The sequence below is a fragment of the Dysgonomonas sp. GY617 genome (genome assembly GCF_015233815.1).
Classification (GTDB): domain Bacteria; phylum Bacteroidota; class Bacteroidia; order Bacteroidales; family Dysgonomonadaceae; genus Dysgonomonas_A.
Map to the genome: position 1 here is coordinate 21089 of NZ_JADCLR010000027.1, position 15408 is coordinate 36496.

Sequence of the window (15408 nt, forward strand, 5' to 3'; positions counted from 1 at the left end):
CATACAACTCCATGAAATCATTAAAAAACAATATATTCTTTTTGCTATTCTTTTGCTCAACACTTATGCTTTCGAGCCAAGAAACATTAGCAGATCACTTCGAACATAAAATAATTGCGGGTTTTAATATTGGAGCAACAGCTCCAACCTCCATACCCGAAGAGATACGTTCAATAGATGCTTGGTGGCCTCAATTCACTCCTCAGTTGGGTTACAATGTTACTTATAAGCTTAACCAAAAATGGGGGCTGGGAAGTGGCATAACTCTTGACTACAAAGGAATGGGAACAAGAGCCCGCGTAAAATACATTTATACAAATATCGTAATAGAAGACGGTAGCAATAACGCGCTGGAAGGATACTTTGTAGGAAAGAATGAAACAACGGTTAAGCTTGCCTATGTTACTATACCATTATATGCAACTTTCAACATCAACCCCAAATGGCAAGTAAGAGGTGGCGGTTATGCATCTTATCTCTTTAGCGGTAAATTTTATGGTACAGCATCAGATGGCTATATCAGAGTAAATGAACCTACGGGAGAGAAAGTCGATATTACGGAAGCTTCGTTTGACTTCAACGATAAGCTTCGAAATTTTGACTTTGGTGTACTACTGGGTGCTGAAAGAAAGGTTAACGACAGATTTGGTATTTATGGCAATATGAATTGGGGGTTAACATCTATCTTCCCATCTAACTTCAGAGCTATTGATTTTAATATGTATAATATATATCTGACCGTGGGATTAACCTACAAACTATAATATATAAGCTTTTTCACAAAGTGCGTCCTGAACTATTTTAGGGCGCATTTTTTATTAAAACTCTATTCCATTCGTATCAACTCAGCAGAAAGGTCAATATACTTTTTGCCTTCACTATCTAGTATTATCATATAAATGCACTATTTTTGCTTCATATTTATATTATAACATTATATCATTATGAACAACGAACTAGGACTGGACTTTAAATCCACGACTGACAAAAAATTGTTCATCGAGACCTATGGGTGCCAGATGAACGTAGCAGACAGCGAAGTAGTAGCATCTGTAATGGAAATGGATGGCTACAAAATGACTGAAAGAATTGAAGAGGCAGATGCAATATTTGTAAATACTTGCTCTATACGCGACAATGCTGAACAGAAGGTCATTCAACGCCTCGAACAACTGAATGCCATAAAACGCAAAAAGAATAAAAATCTAATTATCGGAGTACTCGGATGCATGGCTGAAAGAGCCAAAGAGGATTTGCTAGACAATCATCATGCAGACATAGTAGTAGGTCCAGATGCCTATTTAGACTTACCTAATTTGATTGGTGCTGCCGAAAGCGGCGAAAAAGCAATCAATGTACAGTTATCAAAGACTGAAACATATAAAGATGTAATACCTTTAAAAATAGGAGGTAACCACCTTTCGGGTTTTATATCCATCATGCGCGGATGCGATAAAATATGCACCTACTGTATCGTTCCATATACTAGAGGACGCGAACGCAGCAGAGAACCTCAAAGCATATTAAACGAACTGAAGGATTTAAAAGAAAAAGGCTTCAAAGAAGCAACCCTATTAGGTCAGAATGTAAATTCATATAGATTTACACAAGAAGACGGAAGCGTTGTAGACTTTCCTGCACTTCTCGAATTAGTTGCAGAAGCTGCTCCTAATATGAGAATACGCTTTACGACCTCCTACCCTACAGATATGACGGATGAAACATTAGAGGTTATAGCTAAACATGACAACCTATGTAAATTCATCCATCTACCAGTACAATCGGGAAGTACCAAGATTCTGGGAGTAATGAAACGCAAATACGACAGAAAATGGTACTTAGACAGAATAGCAGCCATTAAACGAATTATACCTGGATGTGGGCTTTCGACCGACATTATGTGTGGATATCATTCGGAAACGGAAGAAGATCACCAAGAAACTTTATCTTTAATGCGCGAAGTAGGTTTCGACTCTGCTTTCATGTTCAAATACTCTGAGCGTCCTGGTACATACGCTGCTAAAAAACTAGAAGATAATGTACCAGAAGAAGTAAAATCGAGACGCTTGCAGGAAATTATCGATTTACAAATCGAACTATCACGCATAAGCAATACCAAAGATGTTGGTAATACATATGAAGTATTGATTGAAGGCTTTTCTAAAAGATCAAAAGAACAGTTATTCGGACGTTCATCACAAAACAAAGTAGTGATTTTCGATAAAAACGATCTACGAATTGGTCAGCTAGTAAAAGTAAAGATTACGGGTAATACATCAGCAACACTCTTTGGGGAAGTTGTTGAGTGATTAACAATAGTTAATTACACAGAGGAAAATTTTTTCTTCAACCAAAATACATTACTTTAGGATTATCAATCTAAACAATAACAGACATTTCTTGTTTAAATATATAATAAGATAAACAAAAAAGTTACTAATAAATTAATATTACAACTATGGGAAAATCAAATTCAAATCTATTGTTTTTAGCTATTGGTGCTGCTATTGGTGCTGCAGCCGGTTATGTTGCCGCATCTGACAAAAAAGAAGAATGGATGCACGAAATCAACAAACTGGTTGACAAAGTTAAGAACAATGTGAAAGGTTCATGTTCTAAAGTTGAAGACGAATTGGAAGAGCTTATTGAGGATGAAGAGTAACAACGAAGAATATCAAAACTTTAGCGAACTAATAGATGAGTCAAAAGCAGACTTATCAAGCTATATAGAAAAACGTTTGACGCTTGCAAAACTCAAAGCTTTTGAGAAAATATCAAGTGCATCGTCTTATATTATATATGGCTTGATGATGAGTGTTTTTGCACTCATCTTATTTATTCTTGTTCTCGTTGGATTAGGATTTGTTATTGGTGATTTATTGAATAATTATGCTGCAGGATTTGGAGTTCTTATACTCATTACGCTTGTTGCCTTATTCGCATTAATACTTAACGCTAAAAAAATTCGGAGATTTTTTCTGAATACAACTTTACGTACAATCAAGAAAATAGAATCGGATGAAGACTAAATTGACCCCTTTACAAGAGCTTCGATTAGAAAGAAGTCGACTAAAGAATGAATGTGCCGAATATGAAGAAAAGCTACAAGGCAACTGGCATTATGCAAAAGGTCATTTCGGACGATTGGCGCTAGGCTCTGTACTTTCATCTGCAAAAAGCGGCATCAGTGATCTATTTTCTCTAGTATCAGGAAAGAAAAACGATTCGGATAGCGATTCGGAAGAAGACACAGCTTCGCCTTCGTTAGCTGCTCAGATGTTTATGGGTGCAGCTCCCTTTGTTTGGGAAATGGTGCAACCTATCATTATGAGTATGGTTATGAAAAAGATTAAATCAATCTTCGGAGGAGAGAAAAAGAAGAAAAAGAAAAAACAATTAAAGAAAAAGAACGAAGCTTCAGATTTAAATTAATAATTCTGACGCTTTTTCTACATATCTATTCTAATAAGCATATAATTTTTATATGCTTTTATTTTGCCATTTTCCGCGAGTGAGGTATATGTAAGATAATACCATAAGCGTTCCCCAATATATATACTCCACAGTCCAGCATACAGCAACCGACGATTTATTGTGAATCACTATTACATACATAGCACCTATATAAAACACTAGGGTTATCATTTCGAAGATTAACGCCCAACGCGTATTTCCTGTTCCAGATATAGAATTAAATAATACAGTTCCTAAACTACTATAGGTAAAGCAAAAACCAAGACTATTAATGACATTACGGTTTCCTGAACCAAAGACATATCTTTGTTAGAGGCTATGAGACCAATCCACAATTCGGCTTTTGCGAGTGTAAATATCCCCATTAGTATTACTATTCCTAAATTTAGTAAACAAATCCGCTTAATCAACGGCCATACATCCTCATATTTCTTAGCTCCAATGGTATTACTCACTAATGTATTTGCTGTAGTTGAGAGGGCGTTCATTGGAATGAAATACATCATATAAAATGTCCTTATAATATTAGTTATAGCCAAATCCCTCTCTCCATGATTTTCGATAGCTAAAAAGAAAATAAACCAAGTAGACATAGAGATGGCATATTGAGCCATAGTAAATACCGATATATTGAGAATACGGCGAATGACTCCAAATCTAAACTTCATTTTATGGAAACCATACTTTCCAAGATCAACCGTTTTAAGAGTATATACCACAAAAAAGATAATTGACGAAATCTCAGCAAGCACTGATGCCATACCCGCTCCTGCAATTCCCAATTGAGGAAACCCGAAATTTCCGAAGATAAGAAGGTAGTCGAAAATAATATTAACAACTGTCATCACAAGAACATTCAATGTAAGCACGGAAGTTCTTGCTATACCAACATAAAATGCTCGAAACATTATATTGACTGACGCAAAAAAGAATCCGAATGTTCTCCATTGCAAATACTCAGACGCTGCCTCATAAACATGGTGCGACTTAATCAAGGTAGGCAGTAATGTCTTGGAAAAGACATTCGAAAGCCCATACAATATAGCAGCAAAAACCAAGAGAAACATCATCCCTTGAAGAACAATAGTTCCGATCTGATCAAAATTCTTCTCCCCATTTCGACGTCCTATCATAATCTGAGCTCCAATACTAAAACCAAAGCCCAACATAAAAAATGCGATGTAATATATACCGGCAAGACCAGCAGCACCAAATTCAACCTCTCCTACTCTACCCAGAAAGATTGTATTGGTTATTTGCATGACATTCTGTGTCAACAAACCTAACATTATGGGAAGACTTACCTTCCAAATATCTTTATATGAATACGTCATATTTTCGATTCTAAAATCTAAAAAATTGGGATGATTATTAGTATATCATCCCAATTCTTATATAAATTAAGGTCTTAGACCTATTCTGTTTCTTATGTAAATATTACCACAACTGACAATTACATATTGAAAGTGTTGTATAAATACTTATTCTTGACTATACTTTTTTAATCTATTAATTTATTAGTTTTTGTATCCGGAAATATAATCCATGGCTTGAAAGTCTTTGCTTCTTCAAAGTCCATACTAGCATATGATATGATTATAATAATATCTCCCGGTTGCACACGTCTTGCAGCAGCACCATTTAAGCAGATTGTACCCGTCCCACGCTCTCCTTTTATGATATAAGTTTCGAAACGTTCACCGTTATTATTATTAACGATAGATACCTTTTCTCCCGCTATCATATTAGCAGCATCCATTAAATCTTCATCAATAGTAATACTTCCGATATAGTTTAAACTAGCATCGGTTACTGTTACTCTATGAATCTTCGATTTTAAAACTTCTATTTTCATTTTTTGTCAATTAAGGCTCCTGACCTTTTTATTGTTTCTACAAATATAAATACAGATACAGTTATCAATATACAATGTTATCAATTAGACGTACATCGCCACAAAACACGGTTATACAACCTACTGCATAATCGGTTTCGCTCCAATTGGTTATTTGTTGCAGAGTATTACCATCTACTATTTCGAAATATTCTACTTTCAAAGAACCTATTTTATTAATATCATCAATAACCTTCTCTCTTATTTCCTCTACTGCTTTATACTTATAGAGCTTCTTACTCTCTGATAATACTCTATAAATATTTACAGCTTCGCTCTTCTCTTCGTCATTCAACCGCTGATTTCGACTACTCATAGCCAAACCACTTTCTTCTCGCCTTATAGGCATAGGCACTATCTCGACAGGAATATTGCATTGGCGCACCATTTGTCTGATAATTGCCAATTGTTGAAAATCTTTTTCCCCAAAATATGCTCTATCAGGCTTCACTATATCAAACAGACGGCTTACAACCTGAGCTACACCATTGAAGTGACCGGGACGAAACTTACCTTCCATCACCTTATCCAACTGTCCAAAATCGAACTGACGCATATCAGGCTCCGGATAGATCTCTTCAACAGATGGTACAAAAACGATAGCAGCACCCGCTTTCTCTAAAATCTTTGTATCTTGTTCTATTGTTCTCGGATATTTCTCTAAATCTGCCTGATTATTGAACTGAGTCGGATTAACAAAAATGCTAACTACACAGATATCATTCTGCTCACAGCATTTTTTGACTAGGGAAATATGTCCTTCATGGAGGGCACCCATTGTGGGAACAAAACCTATTGTTTTCCCTTCGTTTTTACTTATAGACACTGCTTTTTGCAGATCTTCGATAGTATATACAGTTGTCATAAACCTTTGCCTAAACTAGCCTTTAAAAGATTGTGCAAAGCAACTAATTTTTTATGAGAAATAAAATTTTAGAAAGACTTCATTTCAGTAAAAATCATGTTTAACTAAAAAACTGTATATTTTCATTCTCAGAAAATTGCTCAAAACCAATTTTTTTTTTATTATCTTTGTACTTTCATATAATTGAAGACAGCATACAATGAGCATAAAAAGAGTTTTATTTATTACACAAGAAATTACCCCTTATCTTCCTGAATCTTTACTAGCAAATACTGGCAGATATCTACCTCAAGCAATACAAGAAAAAGGCAAAGAAATCAGGACTTTCATGCCTAAATTCGGAAACATAAACGAACGTCGCAATCAGTTGCATGAAGTGATACGTCTATCGGGTATGAATCTTATTATTGATGATACAGATCACCCACTTATCATCAAGGTGGCTTCTATACAGGCAGCACGTATGCAGGTATACTTTATCGACAATGATGATTTTTTCAGCAGAAAGAATACAATCATGGATGATGATGGTAACGAATTTCTTGATAATGATGAACGTAGTATATTCTATGTAAGAGGTGTATTAGAAACCATAAAAAAACTCCGCTGGATACCAGATGTGATACATTGTCACGGATGGATGACAGCTTTGACTCCATTATACATTAAAACCGCATTTGCAGACGATCCTTGCTTTAAAGATGCCAAAGTTGTGTACTCTCTATACAATGATGACTTTAAGCAACCATTTTCTGATAAATTCGGATCTAAATTAAAATTGGCTGGAATTACAGATAAGTATACCAAAGACCTAACTACAGGCGAAGAAATTAACTACGTTAAGCTAACTAATTTCGCGATGAAATATGCTGACGGTGTTATTCAAACAGCAGAAACAGTGAATCCTGCATTATTAGAATATATAAATAACAATAAAGTTAAATTTCTTCCATATCAGGGAAATGTAGAAGAATCGGCAGAGGCTATAAACAATTTTTATGACACTTTGTAATTTTACAAATTCATAAAAATATTGAAAATTGAGCATTTGCTTTTGCAACTACGTATTTTTTCTGATCTTTGGGCAACAAAAATGTAATTTAAAAACAGAATGAAAGTAAAGTCCATATTCGCGATAGTTTCTTGTTTTATAACATTGGCTCTCGGATCTTGTAATGATGATCTAAACCCGATCGGAGGATCGATACAGCCACCCTCAGATACTATTTCTGTTATTACTGATACAGTAGGGGTAAAAGCAAGAACCGTATCTATGAGAGACTCGGTATATGCACGAACAATAAACGGCGTATTAGGAAAATATGAAGACGATTTGTTTGGAACAATTAAGTCTGACTATTTATGTCAATATTACTTTCCCGACGGAGCGAAATTCCAAGATAATTTACTTCAAATTGATTCTGTACAATTTGTTATTGATTTCAATACTTTTAGTGGAGATACACTTGCCCCAATGGGGTTATCAGTATACAAGGTTGCAACAGACCTTCCTCAGAACTTCTATACAAATGTAAATCCGGCAAAATATATTGGGGATAAACCAAAACTTCTAGCCAGTGAAGCTTATAGTATAAGTGGTGCGAAAAAAACTGCCAATTCAGCAAATACTGCAATAATTGGAAGATCTATTATTGCAGATTTAGGAGTTCCTTTTGGAAAAGAAATATATAATGGATGGAAAGATAAAACATTTACAGATAATGCCTCTTTCAATAAGTTTTTTAAAGGTACGTATGTAACCACCAACTTTGGTTCGGGAAGTTTGATCCGTGTATTGTACACATCTATTGATATATACTATAAGTATAATGATGTACTTGGAAATCATGACCAAACTAAAGATACTATTCGCACCAGTCGATTTTCGTTGACAGTGACACCTGAAGTAATGCAGTTAAACAGTATTAAGAATAAAAATCCTGAAGAACTATTTACTGAAGGAACAGGTGCTTCATATATGAAAACTCCTGCCGGTGTATATACTGAAGTAGTATTCCCTATTAAGCAAATCAGAGCTAATATGGCAAGTAGAAATTTTGAAACTATCAATACTGCTTTATTTAGTATGAAAGGATATACAGAGAAAGAATCAACGACTCAATACGAATTGGGAAGGCCTACAACTCTATTATTGATAAATAAAGACTCCGTAGATGTCTTCTTCAGTGGGCGACAATTATATAATGGGAAGACAACAATTATTGGAGAGAGAAATAAAACAAATAATATCTATAATTTCTCTAATATTGCCAGTCTTATCAATGCATATAAAGATATGAATTTAGATGAAGACCCTACATTCGCAATAATACCTGTGGAGATAGCATACACTGTGGATGCTAATAATTCTAAGATATTAACCGGAGTCTTCAATTATCTGCAGCCATCAACCAGCATCATTAGAAATGATGAAAAAAACATGAGATTAGAGCTTATATACAGTAAGTTTTAAAATCATCAAAATATAGTTCCCTAAACAGCTACTTTCCATTGGAAAAGATAGCATAACGAAAGTTAGCAGATGCTGTTACAAAGAAATAAGAGAAAACATGCAACGTACCTATTATTTTTAATATATCTAGGGTACTTTGCTGTTGTCTCTTTATTTGTTCATATGCACGTATATGAAGGGGTTATATATGTACACTCACATCCATATCGTAAATCACAGGACATACCGAACAACTCTAATAAATTACCATTAGAGACTCACCAACACACAGCAGCCTCATTCTTCACCCTTAGTCAAGTATCTAATATTACTTCAGGCGAAGCTCAATCTTTTAATTTTACAGACCTTATATTAAGCTCTAATGATATATCCTACAAGGAATATAAAGTTAGTCCAGCATCAACTACCCCCGTACGAAGATACAGGCTTCGCGCTCCTCCGTTAGCTTAACATCATCATCTTAAACTTCATTTTTTATAGACTAACTTCATTTAGACTATAAAACGTTTGTGTTATTATTCAAAATAACACCTTAAAAAAACATTCTAAATATCTTTTTTCAGAATTACATCTAGCTGATTCTGAAAGTCATTCTTCATTACACAGGGTCATATAAAGATTGTGTAATGTTATTACCATCGTACTCTTTAAACAGAATAATTATGAAATTAAAATATATACTCACAATACTAATTATATCTATATGCGTAATGCCTTTACTAGCCGGTCCAGAACATATTGTAAATATTTCGGGACAAGTTATTAATGCTGAAACCAAAGAACCAATTGCTGATGCAACCCTATCTATTGAAGGAACTCAGACCCAAACTCTATCTGATGACAATGGATATTTCTTAATCAAAAATATACATTCAGGAAAATACATATTACAAATACAGGCATTAGGATACAGTATCGACAGACTGGAAATAAATCTCGTTCCTTATTCTACTAAGAAGTTAATTATAGAACTTAATCCCGAAAGCTACGAACTTTCAGAAGTCGCAGTAACAGGTTATGCTTCGAGATTAAAAAGGGATGTTTCTCCAATTATAGTTTCGCAACTTACACCCAAAACATTTGAAGTAACTCAATCACTAACACTTGGGCAGGGATTGAATTTCAGTCCAGGGGTACGTGTAGAGACAACCTGTCAGAATTGCGGATCGCAGGAAGTAAGGATCAATGGTCTGGAAGGGCATTATTCCGAAATACTAATAAATAGTCAGCCTGTTGTTGGAGCATTGACTAAAACATACGGATTAGATCAAATCCCTCTTAATATGGTAGACGAAATAAATATCATACGAGGAGGAAACTCTGCATTATATGGATCGCATGCTATTGGTGGCGTTATTGACATCATAACTAAGGAACCGGCAGATAACTATTATGAGATAAAGTATAACCTCTCTTTGATTGATGGGAAATCTGCTGATAATATGTTATTATTCAACACCTCACTTGTTGATAAAAATAAGACATCAGGGATTAGCGTATTTGGTAATATGAGAAGTCGAAATCCTTGGGATGCTAATGATGACGGTTTTTCTGAAATAGGCAAAAACAGAGCATCCTCTTTAGGATTTAATTCATTTATAAAACCTACCAATAAAAGTAAGATCTTAGTAGAATATCGCTATACTTCCGAAGAACGACGAGGTGGTGATAGTTTCAACAAGCCTCCTCACGAAGCCAATATAGCTGAATATAGCGACTTTAAGATACATTCGGGTTCTGTAGATTACTCCCAGTTCTTTTATGACAACAAACATCGTCTGAATGTACACATTGCGCTACAAGATGCTAATCGGGATAGTTATTTCGGAGCAGGGCAAGAACCTAACGGATATGGTAAGACAACAGAATTTACCTTTATAGGGAACGCCAAATATGATATGAATATAGATAATCTTCTATTTATGCCTGCCAAGTTAACAACCGGATATACTCAAAGCCATGACCTGCTACGTAATGAGCTTGCAGGATATAATTACAAACAAAATCAGAATATAAACATTGGGACTTTGTATTTTCAGAATGAATGGCAAAACGAGAAACTCTCAATAGCTGTTGGAGCCAGACTCGAGAAGCATTCACTTATAGACAATTTAAACCTAATGCCGCGCGCTAATATACGTTATAAAGTATTTGGTGATGTAAACTTACGTGGAGGATATACTGTAGGATACCGGGCTCCTGAAATTACCGGAGCGGATCTAGATATAGCAATACAAGGAGGAAAAGCAACGCTACTTACTTTTGCCGAAGATATAAAACCTGAACGTTCACGCAGCTTTTCGGGAGGATTTGACACTAAATTCTACAATGAGAGCTTCTACTCTTACTTCTTAGTAGAAGGATTCTTTACACGTATTGATAATGCGTTTATTGATAGAATTATTGGCGAAAACGAAACAGGTAATACAATGGTACAACGTGAAAATGCAAATAGAGCAACCATATCAGGTATAAATTTCGAAACTTCTATACAACCCATAGAATGGATACAAATAGATGGGGGGTATACTATTCAACGAGGTAGGTATAAATCACCCGAAGCATGGTCAGATGATGAAACTGTAGAACCTACTAAAGAAATGCTAAGGTCTCCCCGGCAATATGGTTTTATATCGGCAACAGCTAAACCTAGATCTCCTTTTACGGCTTCGGTATCGGGAACATATACAGGATCAATGTATGTACCTCACCTTGCAGGATACATAGAAAATGATGTTTTAAAGAAAACTCCACGCTTCTTTGATATGACAGTTAAACTTGCCTATTCTTTCAAATTGAATGCATATAACAAGGCTGAAATAAGTGGAGGAGTACAAAATATTTTTAACAGAATGCAACAAGATTTTGACAAAGGAATAAACAGAGATGCAGACTATATATATGGCCCTTCACTACCAAGAACATACTTTATTGGTCTGAAATTAAGCTCTTTCTAAAACCAAAAGAATTTACACCTCATTTATAATAGCTATATTATAAACAAAATGATATAAATCGTTCGCTGTTAATATAGAATAATGAGGTGTAATTTTTCTTGGGTTCTATAAATTTGATGTTATCTTTGTTCTACAGAATAATACTTTATTCTGTTAATTAAGATGCTCGATACTATACTTAAAGGAATATTCATAGGACTATTAGTCTCCGCTCCCATGGGTCCCATAGGAGTCCTGTGTATACAGCGAACCCTGAATGAGGGTCGGTTGCATGGATTCATATCTGGATTAGGAGCATCCTTGTCAGATATAGTATATGCCATAATATCTGGACTAGGTATTAGTTTCGTTATGGATTTTGTAGAACAGAATCATTATCCTTTACAGATTGCAGGCAGTTTTCTTCTTCTTATAGCTGGCTATTATATCTATAAATCCAATCCGGCAAAGAAACTATTCAGGCAAGATGAAAAGAAATCTCCTTATTGGAAGAATCTTGTTTCATCATTTTTCATAAATCTCTCCAATATTGGCATCCTGTTTTTCTTTATAGCCATGTTTGCACGCTTTAACTTCATAGACCCCAATGAATCATCAAAGAACATAGTAGGTATCCTTGCTATTGGATTAGGAACTGTTATTTGGTGGCTTTTAATTTCTACAATAGTAGATAAGGTTCGGTCAAAATTTAATCCTAGAGGACTTAAGTTATTCAATAATGTGCTAGGAATAGTACTTGCAACCATAGGTGTTGTTGGACTTATTACAAGTGCTTATGCCTATCTAGCGTAATTGTTTATGAGATTTACTTAAGGAAGAACTTCAATATAAAAAAGAAGAGTGAATACAACTAGTATTCACTCTTCTTTTTTATATCTTTTCCTATTGTAATTATAAAGATAATCCCATTATTAAAGATGGATAAATACCTAATATAATATTAAGGATTATTGCAATAGAAGCTACTAGAACATATCTAACAGGAACCTTAAGTGAAGATTCACTTGCCGGTTCCTTTGTAAACATCACATTGGCTGTTCCAAAGTAGTAGAAGATTGCTATAATAGAATTGATAATACCGAATATTACTAGAATCAGATAGCCTGCATCTACCATTTGAGTAAACATAAATAGTTTAGCAAAAAATCCTGCAAATATAGGAATACCTCCTAAAGAAACTAAAGCACAAGTTAATATTCCGGCAAGTAGAGGATTACGTTTAGCCAATCCATGTAGATTCTCAACGTTCTCATGTCCTTTACCTTCGCTCACAGCCATTATAACTGCAAAACCTGCAATACCCGCTAAAGAATAAGCTGCAGCATAATATAGAAGGCTATTTGCCGCATCACTACTAGTAGAAAGTAGATCCATCATCATAAAACCTGCATGAGAAATACCCGAATAAGCCATCATACGCTTCAAACTCTTTTGATTAAGAGCGGTAATATTTCCGACTGTAAGAGATAATATAGAGAATACCACAATTGATATCTGAACTGCTGGAGTCATTGCTGCACCCATTATCACGACTACTTTATAAAGTGTAGCAATTGCTGCAACCTTTACTAAGGTACTCATCAGAGTTGTTACTAGTGTTGGAGAACCTTCGTATACATCGGGAGCCCAAAAGTGAAAAGGAACTACCGAAGCCTTAAATAATAGCCCAACGAGAATCATTATAAATCCCATGTTAAACCATATAGGGAGATTGGCTCCTTCAGCCTTAGATACTTCTGTAATGATTGCTATATCGAATGATCCGATTGCTCCATAAACAAGAGCTATACCAAACAATATAAAGCTAGAAGCAAAAGCACCCATAATGAAATACTTCATTCCTGCTTCGTTACTACTTATTCTACCCGGATTACTTGCAGCTAAAACGTAAGCAGCTATCGATAACACCTCGATTCCGATAAAGAACATCGAAAGATTACCAAATGAAACCATTGCAATAGCTCCAGATAAAAGAAAAACTTTGAGAGATACATAATCTGCAATCTTCTCTATTTTGTCTTTATAAAATTCGGGACTCATTGCAATTACAAAAGTTGCAAGGATAATAAACAGGATAGAAAAACCTCGCGAATAACTGGTACTTACGATCATATTGTAGTCATCACGATAGAAGAAAGACTCTCCTAAATAGAACTCAGCAATAGTCATTCCCAATATACCAGCCAACAACAGTAGTGTTACAGGTACAAGTATTTTTCTTAAATTTAAAATCTCTAATAAAAGACAAACAATGCCCAGTCCAGAGACAGCTATCAATGTACTCATTATATATTTTAGCTAAACAGTTATCTATTCACATACATTAAAATTTCTTGAAGACTTGGTGATACCAAATCAACAATAGGCTTGGAGTACAAACCGAAAAACAGTAAAACAGCAGCCAACAAAATGAAGACAAGACCTTCATTTACCGTTAAATCTGCAAATGGTTTCTTACGTACTTCTCCCAACATTACAAGTTGATACATGTGCAACATAAAGAACGCACCTAAGAACATAGATGTTCCGATAAGAACTGTATACCATATACTAACCTGATAAAGACCGTACATTATTGTCATTTCCCCTACAAAGTTAAAAGACAATGGTATAGCAATCGAAGCCATTATCATTAAAAAGAAAGCTATTGTAAACTTGGGAGCTTGTCCTTTAATACCTCCCATCTGACTAATCAAAGGAGTATTAAATCTTCTATATATAACTTCCGAACCGAAGAATAAACCTACGACACCAAAACCGTGTGCAACCATTAACAATACTGCGCCTTGAAGACCGTCTAAAGTTAAGGCATATATTCCGGCTGCAATAAAACCTACGTGAGCCAAAGAAGCATAAGCAAAGAAACGTTTTAGGTTATCTTGTTTTAAAGCCACAATAGAACCATAAATCACACCAATTATTGACAAAGTCAAAACAACAGTTTGCATACTATGAGCTGCATGAGGTGCAATTGGTAACTGCCAACGTAAAGCACTATATAGAGCCATTTTCGACATTAATGCACCCAAAAGTAATGTACCCACTAAAGGAGCCTTTTGATATACATTTGCTTGCCATGTGTGAAAAGGAAAAATAGGAATCTTAATAGCGTATGCAAAAAAGAATGCTAGGAAAATCCACAATTGCTCGGTATCACTTAGATTGGCATTATATAAAGCTTCTAATTGGAAACTTCCTGTTTTTGTATACAGGTATATAATAGCTCCTAACATGAATAGCGAACCGGCAAATGTATATATAAAGAATGTCAATGCAGATCGTCTTCTTTTAGACATCGAGCCATTCCCCCATAATACAACAATGAAGTATATAGGTATAAGAGATAATTCCCAGAAAACATAATACAATAGAGCATCACTACTTAAGAATACCCCAGTCATGGCAAATGCCATAAATAGGATTAAACTATAAAGCAATTTTTCGTACGGAACAGTATGAGATACAGCTGTCAATAATATTATAGGTAATAAGACCGAAGTCAACAATACCATAATCAGCGACAAGCCATCTGCCTTGAGCGAAAACATCACTGAAGGACTATTAATCCATTGTACACTAAAATTAGTTCCCGTATTGTGGTACTCTAATAATAATGCTATTGAAAAGATTGCTGTAATAATAGCAAACAACATAGCAACTTTAGGAGCCCATCTATTTCCTGAAAGATAAGTAAGAATTGCACCTACTAATAAAATGATTAATATAATAGCGATATTCATGTCTC

At 34.9% G+C, this 15408-nt stretch carries 15 protein-coding genes; 10 read left to right on the forward strand and 5 right to left on the reverse strand.

Going from position 1 to position 15408, the window contains the following annotated elements; genetic code table 11:
• Positions 1-11: 11 nt before the first annotated feature.
• The 5 genes from IR022_RS15355 (at position 12) to IR022_RS15375 (ending at position 3432) form a co-directional block, all read left to right on the forward strand.
• Positions 12-764 carry a porin family protein gene (locus IR022_RS15355; RefSeq protein ID WP_242053282.1) on the forward strand — a complete coding sequence of 251 codons (753 nt, stop codon included), beginning with the start codon at positions 12-14 and terminating at the stop codon, positions 762-764.
• A 180-nt stretch (positions 765-944) separates the two neighbouring features.
• Positions 945-2309, forward strand: coding sequence for a tRNA (N6-isopentenyl adenosine(37)-C2)-methylthiotransferase MiaB (miaB, locus tag IR022_RS15360; protein ID WP_194204391.1), 1365 nt, complete (start codon positions 945-947; stop codon positions 2307-2309).
• Positions 2310-2458: 149 nt separating this feature from the next.
• Positions 2459-2662, forward strand: a complete 204-nt coding sequence (locus IR022_RS15365) for a YtxH domain-containing protein (protein ID WP_050709251.1) — start codon at positions 2459-2461, stop codon at positions 2660-2662.
• Positions 2652-3029: a phage holin family protein gene (locus tag IR022_RS15370; RefSeq protein ID WP_050709250.1), complete on the forward strand. Its 378-nt coding sequence runs from the start codon at positions 2652-2654 to the stop codon at positions 3027-3029. Before IR022_RS15365 ends, IR022_RS15370 begins: the two co-directional genes overlap by 11 nt.
• The gene (locus tag IR022_RS15375; RefSeq protein WP_194204392.1) at positions 3019-3432 is read left to right on the forward strand and encodes a hypothetical protein; all 414 of its coding nucleotides are present in this window, start codon (positions 3019-3021) and stop codon (positions 3430-3432) included. The genes IR022_RS15370 and IR022_RS15375 overlap by 11 nt, the downstream gene beginning before the upstream one ends.
• A 275-nt stretch (positions 3433-3707) precedes the next feature.
• Here the strand turns inward: IR022_RS15375 and IR022_RS15380 are convergent, their stop codons facing one another.
• From IR022_RS15380 to panC, 3 genes are all read right to left on the reverse strand, one after another.
• Positions 3708-4808, reverse strand: coding sequence for an MATE family efflux transporter (locus IR022_RS15380; protein ID WP_242053283.1), 1101 nt, complete (start codon positions 4806-4808; stop codon positions 3708-3710).
• Positions 4809-4975: 167 nt separating this feature from the next.
• Entirely contained in the window at positions 4976-5329 is a 354-nt protein-coding gene (panD, locus tag IR022_RS15385; protein ID WP_050709247.1) for an aspartate 1-decarboxylase, read from the reverse strand.
• Positions 5330-5393: 64 nt separating this feature from the next.
• Positions 5394-6233, reverse strand: a complete 840-nt coding sequence (gene panC / locus IR022_RS15390; RefSeq protein ID WP_194204393.1) for a pantoate--beta-alanine ligase — start codon at positions 6231-6233, stop codon at positions 5394-5396.
• Positions 6234-6432: 199 nt separating this feature from the next.
• Between panC and IR022_RS15395 the strand changes: the two genes are divergently transcribed.
• The 5 genes from IR022_RS15395 to IR022_RS15415 all read left to right on the forward strand — a co-directional run bounded on the left by IR022_RS15395 (position 6433) and on the right by IR022_RS15415 (position 12455).
• Positions 6433-7245: a glycogen/starch synthase gene (locus IR022_RS15395; protein ID WP_050709245.1), complete on the forward strand. Its 813-nt coding sequence runs from the start codon at positions 6433-6435 to the stop codon at positions 7243-7245.
• Positions 7246-7344: 99 nt separating this feature from the next.
• Complete coding sequence (locus tag IR022_RS15400) at positions 7345-8706, forward strand: DUF4270 domain-containing protein (protein WP_194204394.1); 1362 nt, start codon at positions 7345-7347, stop codon at positions 8704-8706.
• Positions 8707-8868: 162 nt separating this feature from the next.
• Positions 8869-9156 (forward strand): hypothetical protein, encoded by a 288-nt coding sequence (locus tag IR022_RS15405; RefSeq protein WP_157258154.1) that lies wholly within the window; start codon positions 8869-8871, stop codon positions 9154-9156.
• Positions 9157-9368: 212 nt separating this feature from the next.
• Positions 9369-11663, forward strand: a complete 2295-nt coding sequence (locus IR022_RS15410) for a TonB-dependent receptor (protein WP_194204395.1) — start codon at positions 9369-9371, stop codon at positions 11661-11663.
• Positions 11664-11825: 162 nt separating this feature from the next.
• Positions 11826-12455, forward strand: a complete 630-nt coding sequence (locus tag IR022_RS15415; protein WP_050709242.1) for a LysE family translocator — start codon at positions 11826-11828, stop codon at positions 12453-12455.
• 99 nt (positions 12456-12554) lie between these two features.
• Here IR022_RS15415 and IR022_RS15420 read toward each other — a convergent pair whose 3' ends face one another.
• Together IR022_RS15420 and IR022_RS15425 are read right to left on the reverse strand one after the other, a co-directional pair.
• The gene (locus tag IR022_RS15420; protein WP_194204396.1) at positions 12555-13949 is read right to left on the reverse strand and encodes an NADH-quinone oxidoreductase subunit N; all 1395 of its coding nucleotides are present in this window, start codon (positions 13947-13949) and stop codon (positions 12555-12557) included.
• Between the two features lie 20 nt (positions 13950-13969).
• A complete protein-coding gene (locus IR022_RS15425) occupies positions 13970-15403 on the reverse strand; it encodes a NuoM family protein (RefSeq protein ID WP_194204397.1) in 1434 nt (477 codons plus the stop codon).
• Between the last annotated feature and the right edge of the window lie 5 nt (positions 15404-15408).

Coding starts and splice junctions, on each gene's coding strand:
- IR022_RS15420 (WP_194204396.1), bottom strand. CDS start 13,949: ATGAGTACATTGATAGCTGTCTCTGGACTGGGCATTGTTTGTCTTTTA.
- IR022_RS15410 (WP_194204395.1), top strand. CDS start 9,369: ATGAAATTAAAATATATACTCACAATACTAATTATATCTATATGCGTA.
- IR022_RS15380 (WP_242053283.1), bottom strand. CDS start 4,808: ATGACGTATTCATATAAAGATATTTGGAAGGTAAGTCTTCCCATAATG.
- IR022_RS15370 (WP_050709250.1), top strand. CDS start 2,652: ATGAAGAGTAACAACGAAGAATATCAAAACTTTAGCGAACTAATAGAT.
- IR022_RS15365 (WP_050709251.1), top strand. CDS start 2,459: ATGGGAAAATCAAATTCAAATCTATTGTTTTTAGCTATTGGTGCTGCT.
- IR022_RS15405 (WP_157258154.1), top strand. CDS start 8,869: ATGCACGTATATGAAGGGGTTATATATGTACACTCACATCCATATCGT.
- IR022_RS15400 (WP_194204394.1), top strand. CDS start 7,345: ATGAAAGTAAAGTCCATATTCGCGATAGTTTCTTGTTTTATAACATTG.
- IR022_RS15415 (WP_050709242.1), top strand. CDS start 11,826: ATGCTCGATACTATACTTAAAGGAATATTCATAGGACTATTAGTCTCC.
- panC (WP_194204393.1), bottom strand. CDS start 6,233: ATGACAACTGTATATACTATCGAAGATCTGCAAAAAGCAGTGTCTATA.
- IR022_RS15425 (WP_194204397.1), bottom strand. CDS start 15,403: ATGAATATCGCTATTATATTAATCATTTTATTAGTAGGTGCAATTCTT.
- IR022_RS15395 (WP_050709245.1), top strand. CDS start 6,433: ATGAGCATAAAAAGAGTTTTATTTATTACACAAGAAATTACCCCTTAT.
- miaB (WP_194204391.1), top strand. CDS start 945: ATGAACAACGAACTAGGACTGGACTTTAAATCCACGACTGACAAAAAA.
- IR022_RS15355 (WP_242053282.1), top strand. CDS start 12: ATGAAATCATTAAAAAACAATATATTCTTTTTGCTATTCTTTTGCTCA.
- IR022_RS15375 (WP_194204392.1), top strand. CDS start 3,019: ATGAAGACTAAATTGACCCCTTTACAAGAGCTTCGATTAGAAAGAAGT.
- panD (WP_050709247.1), bottom strand. CDS start 5,329: ATGAAAATAGAAGTTTTAAAATCGAAGATTCATAGAGTAACAGTAACC.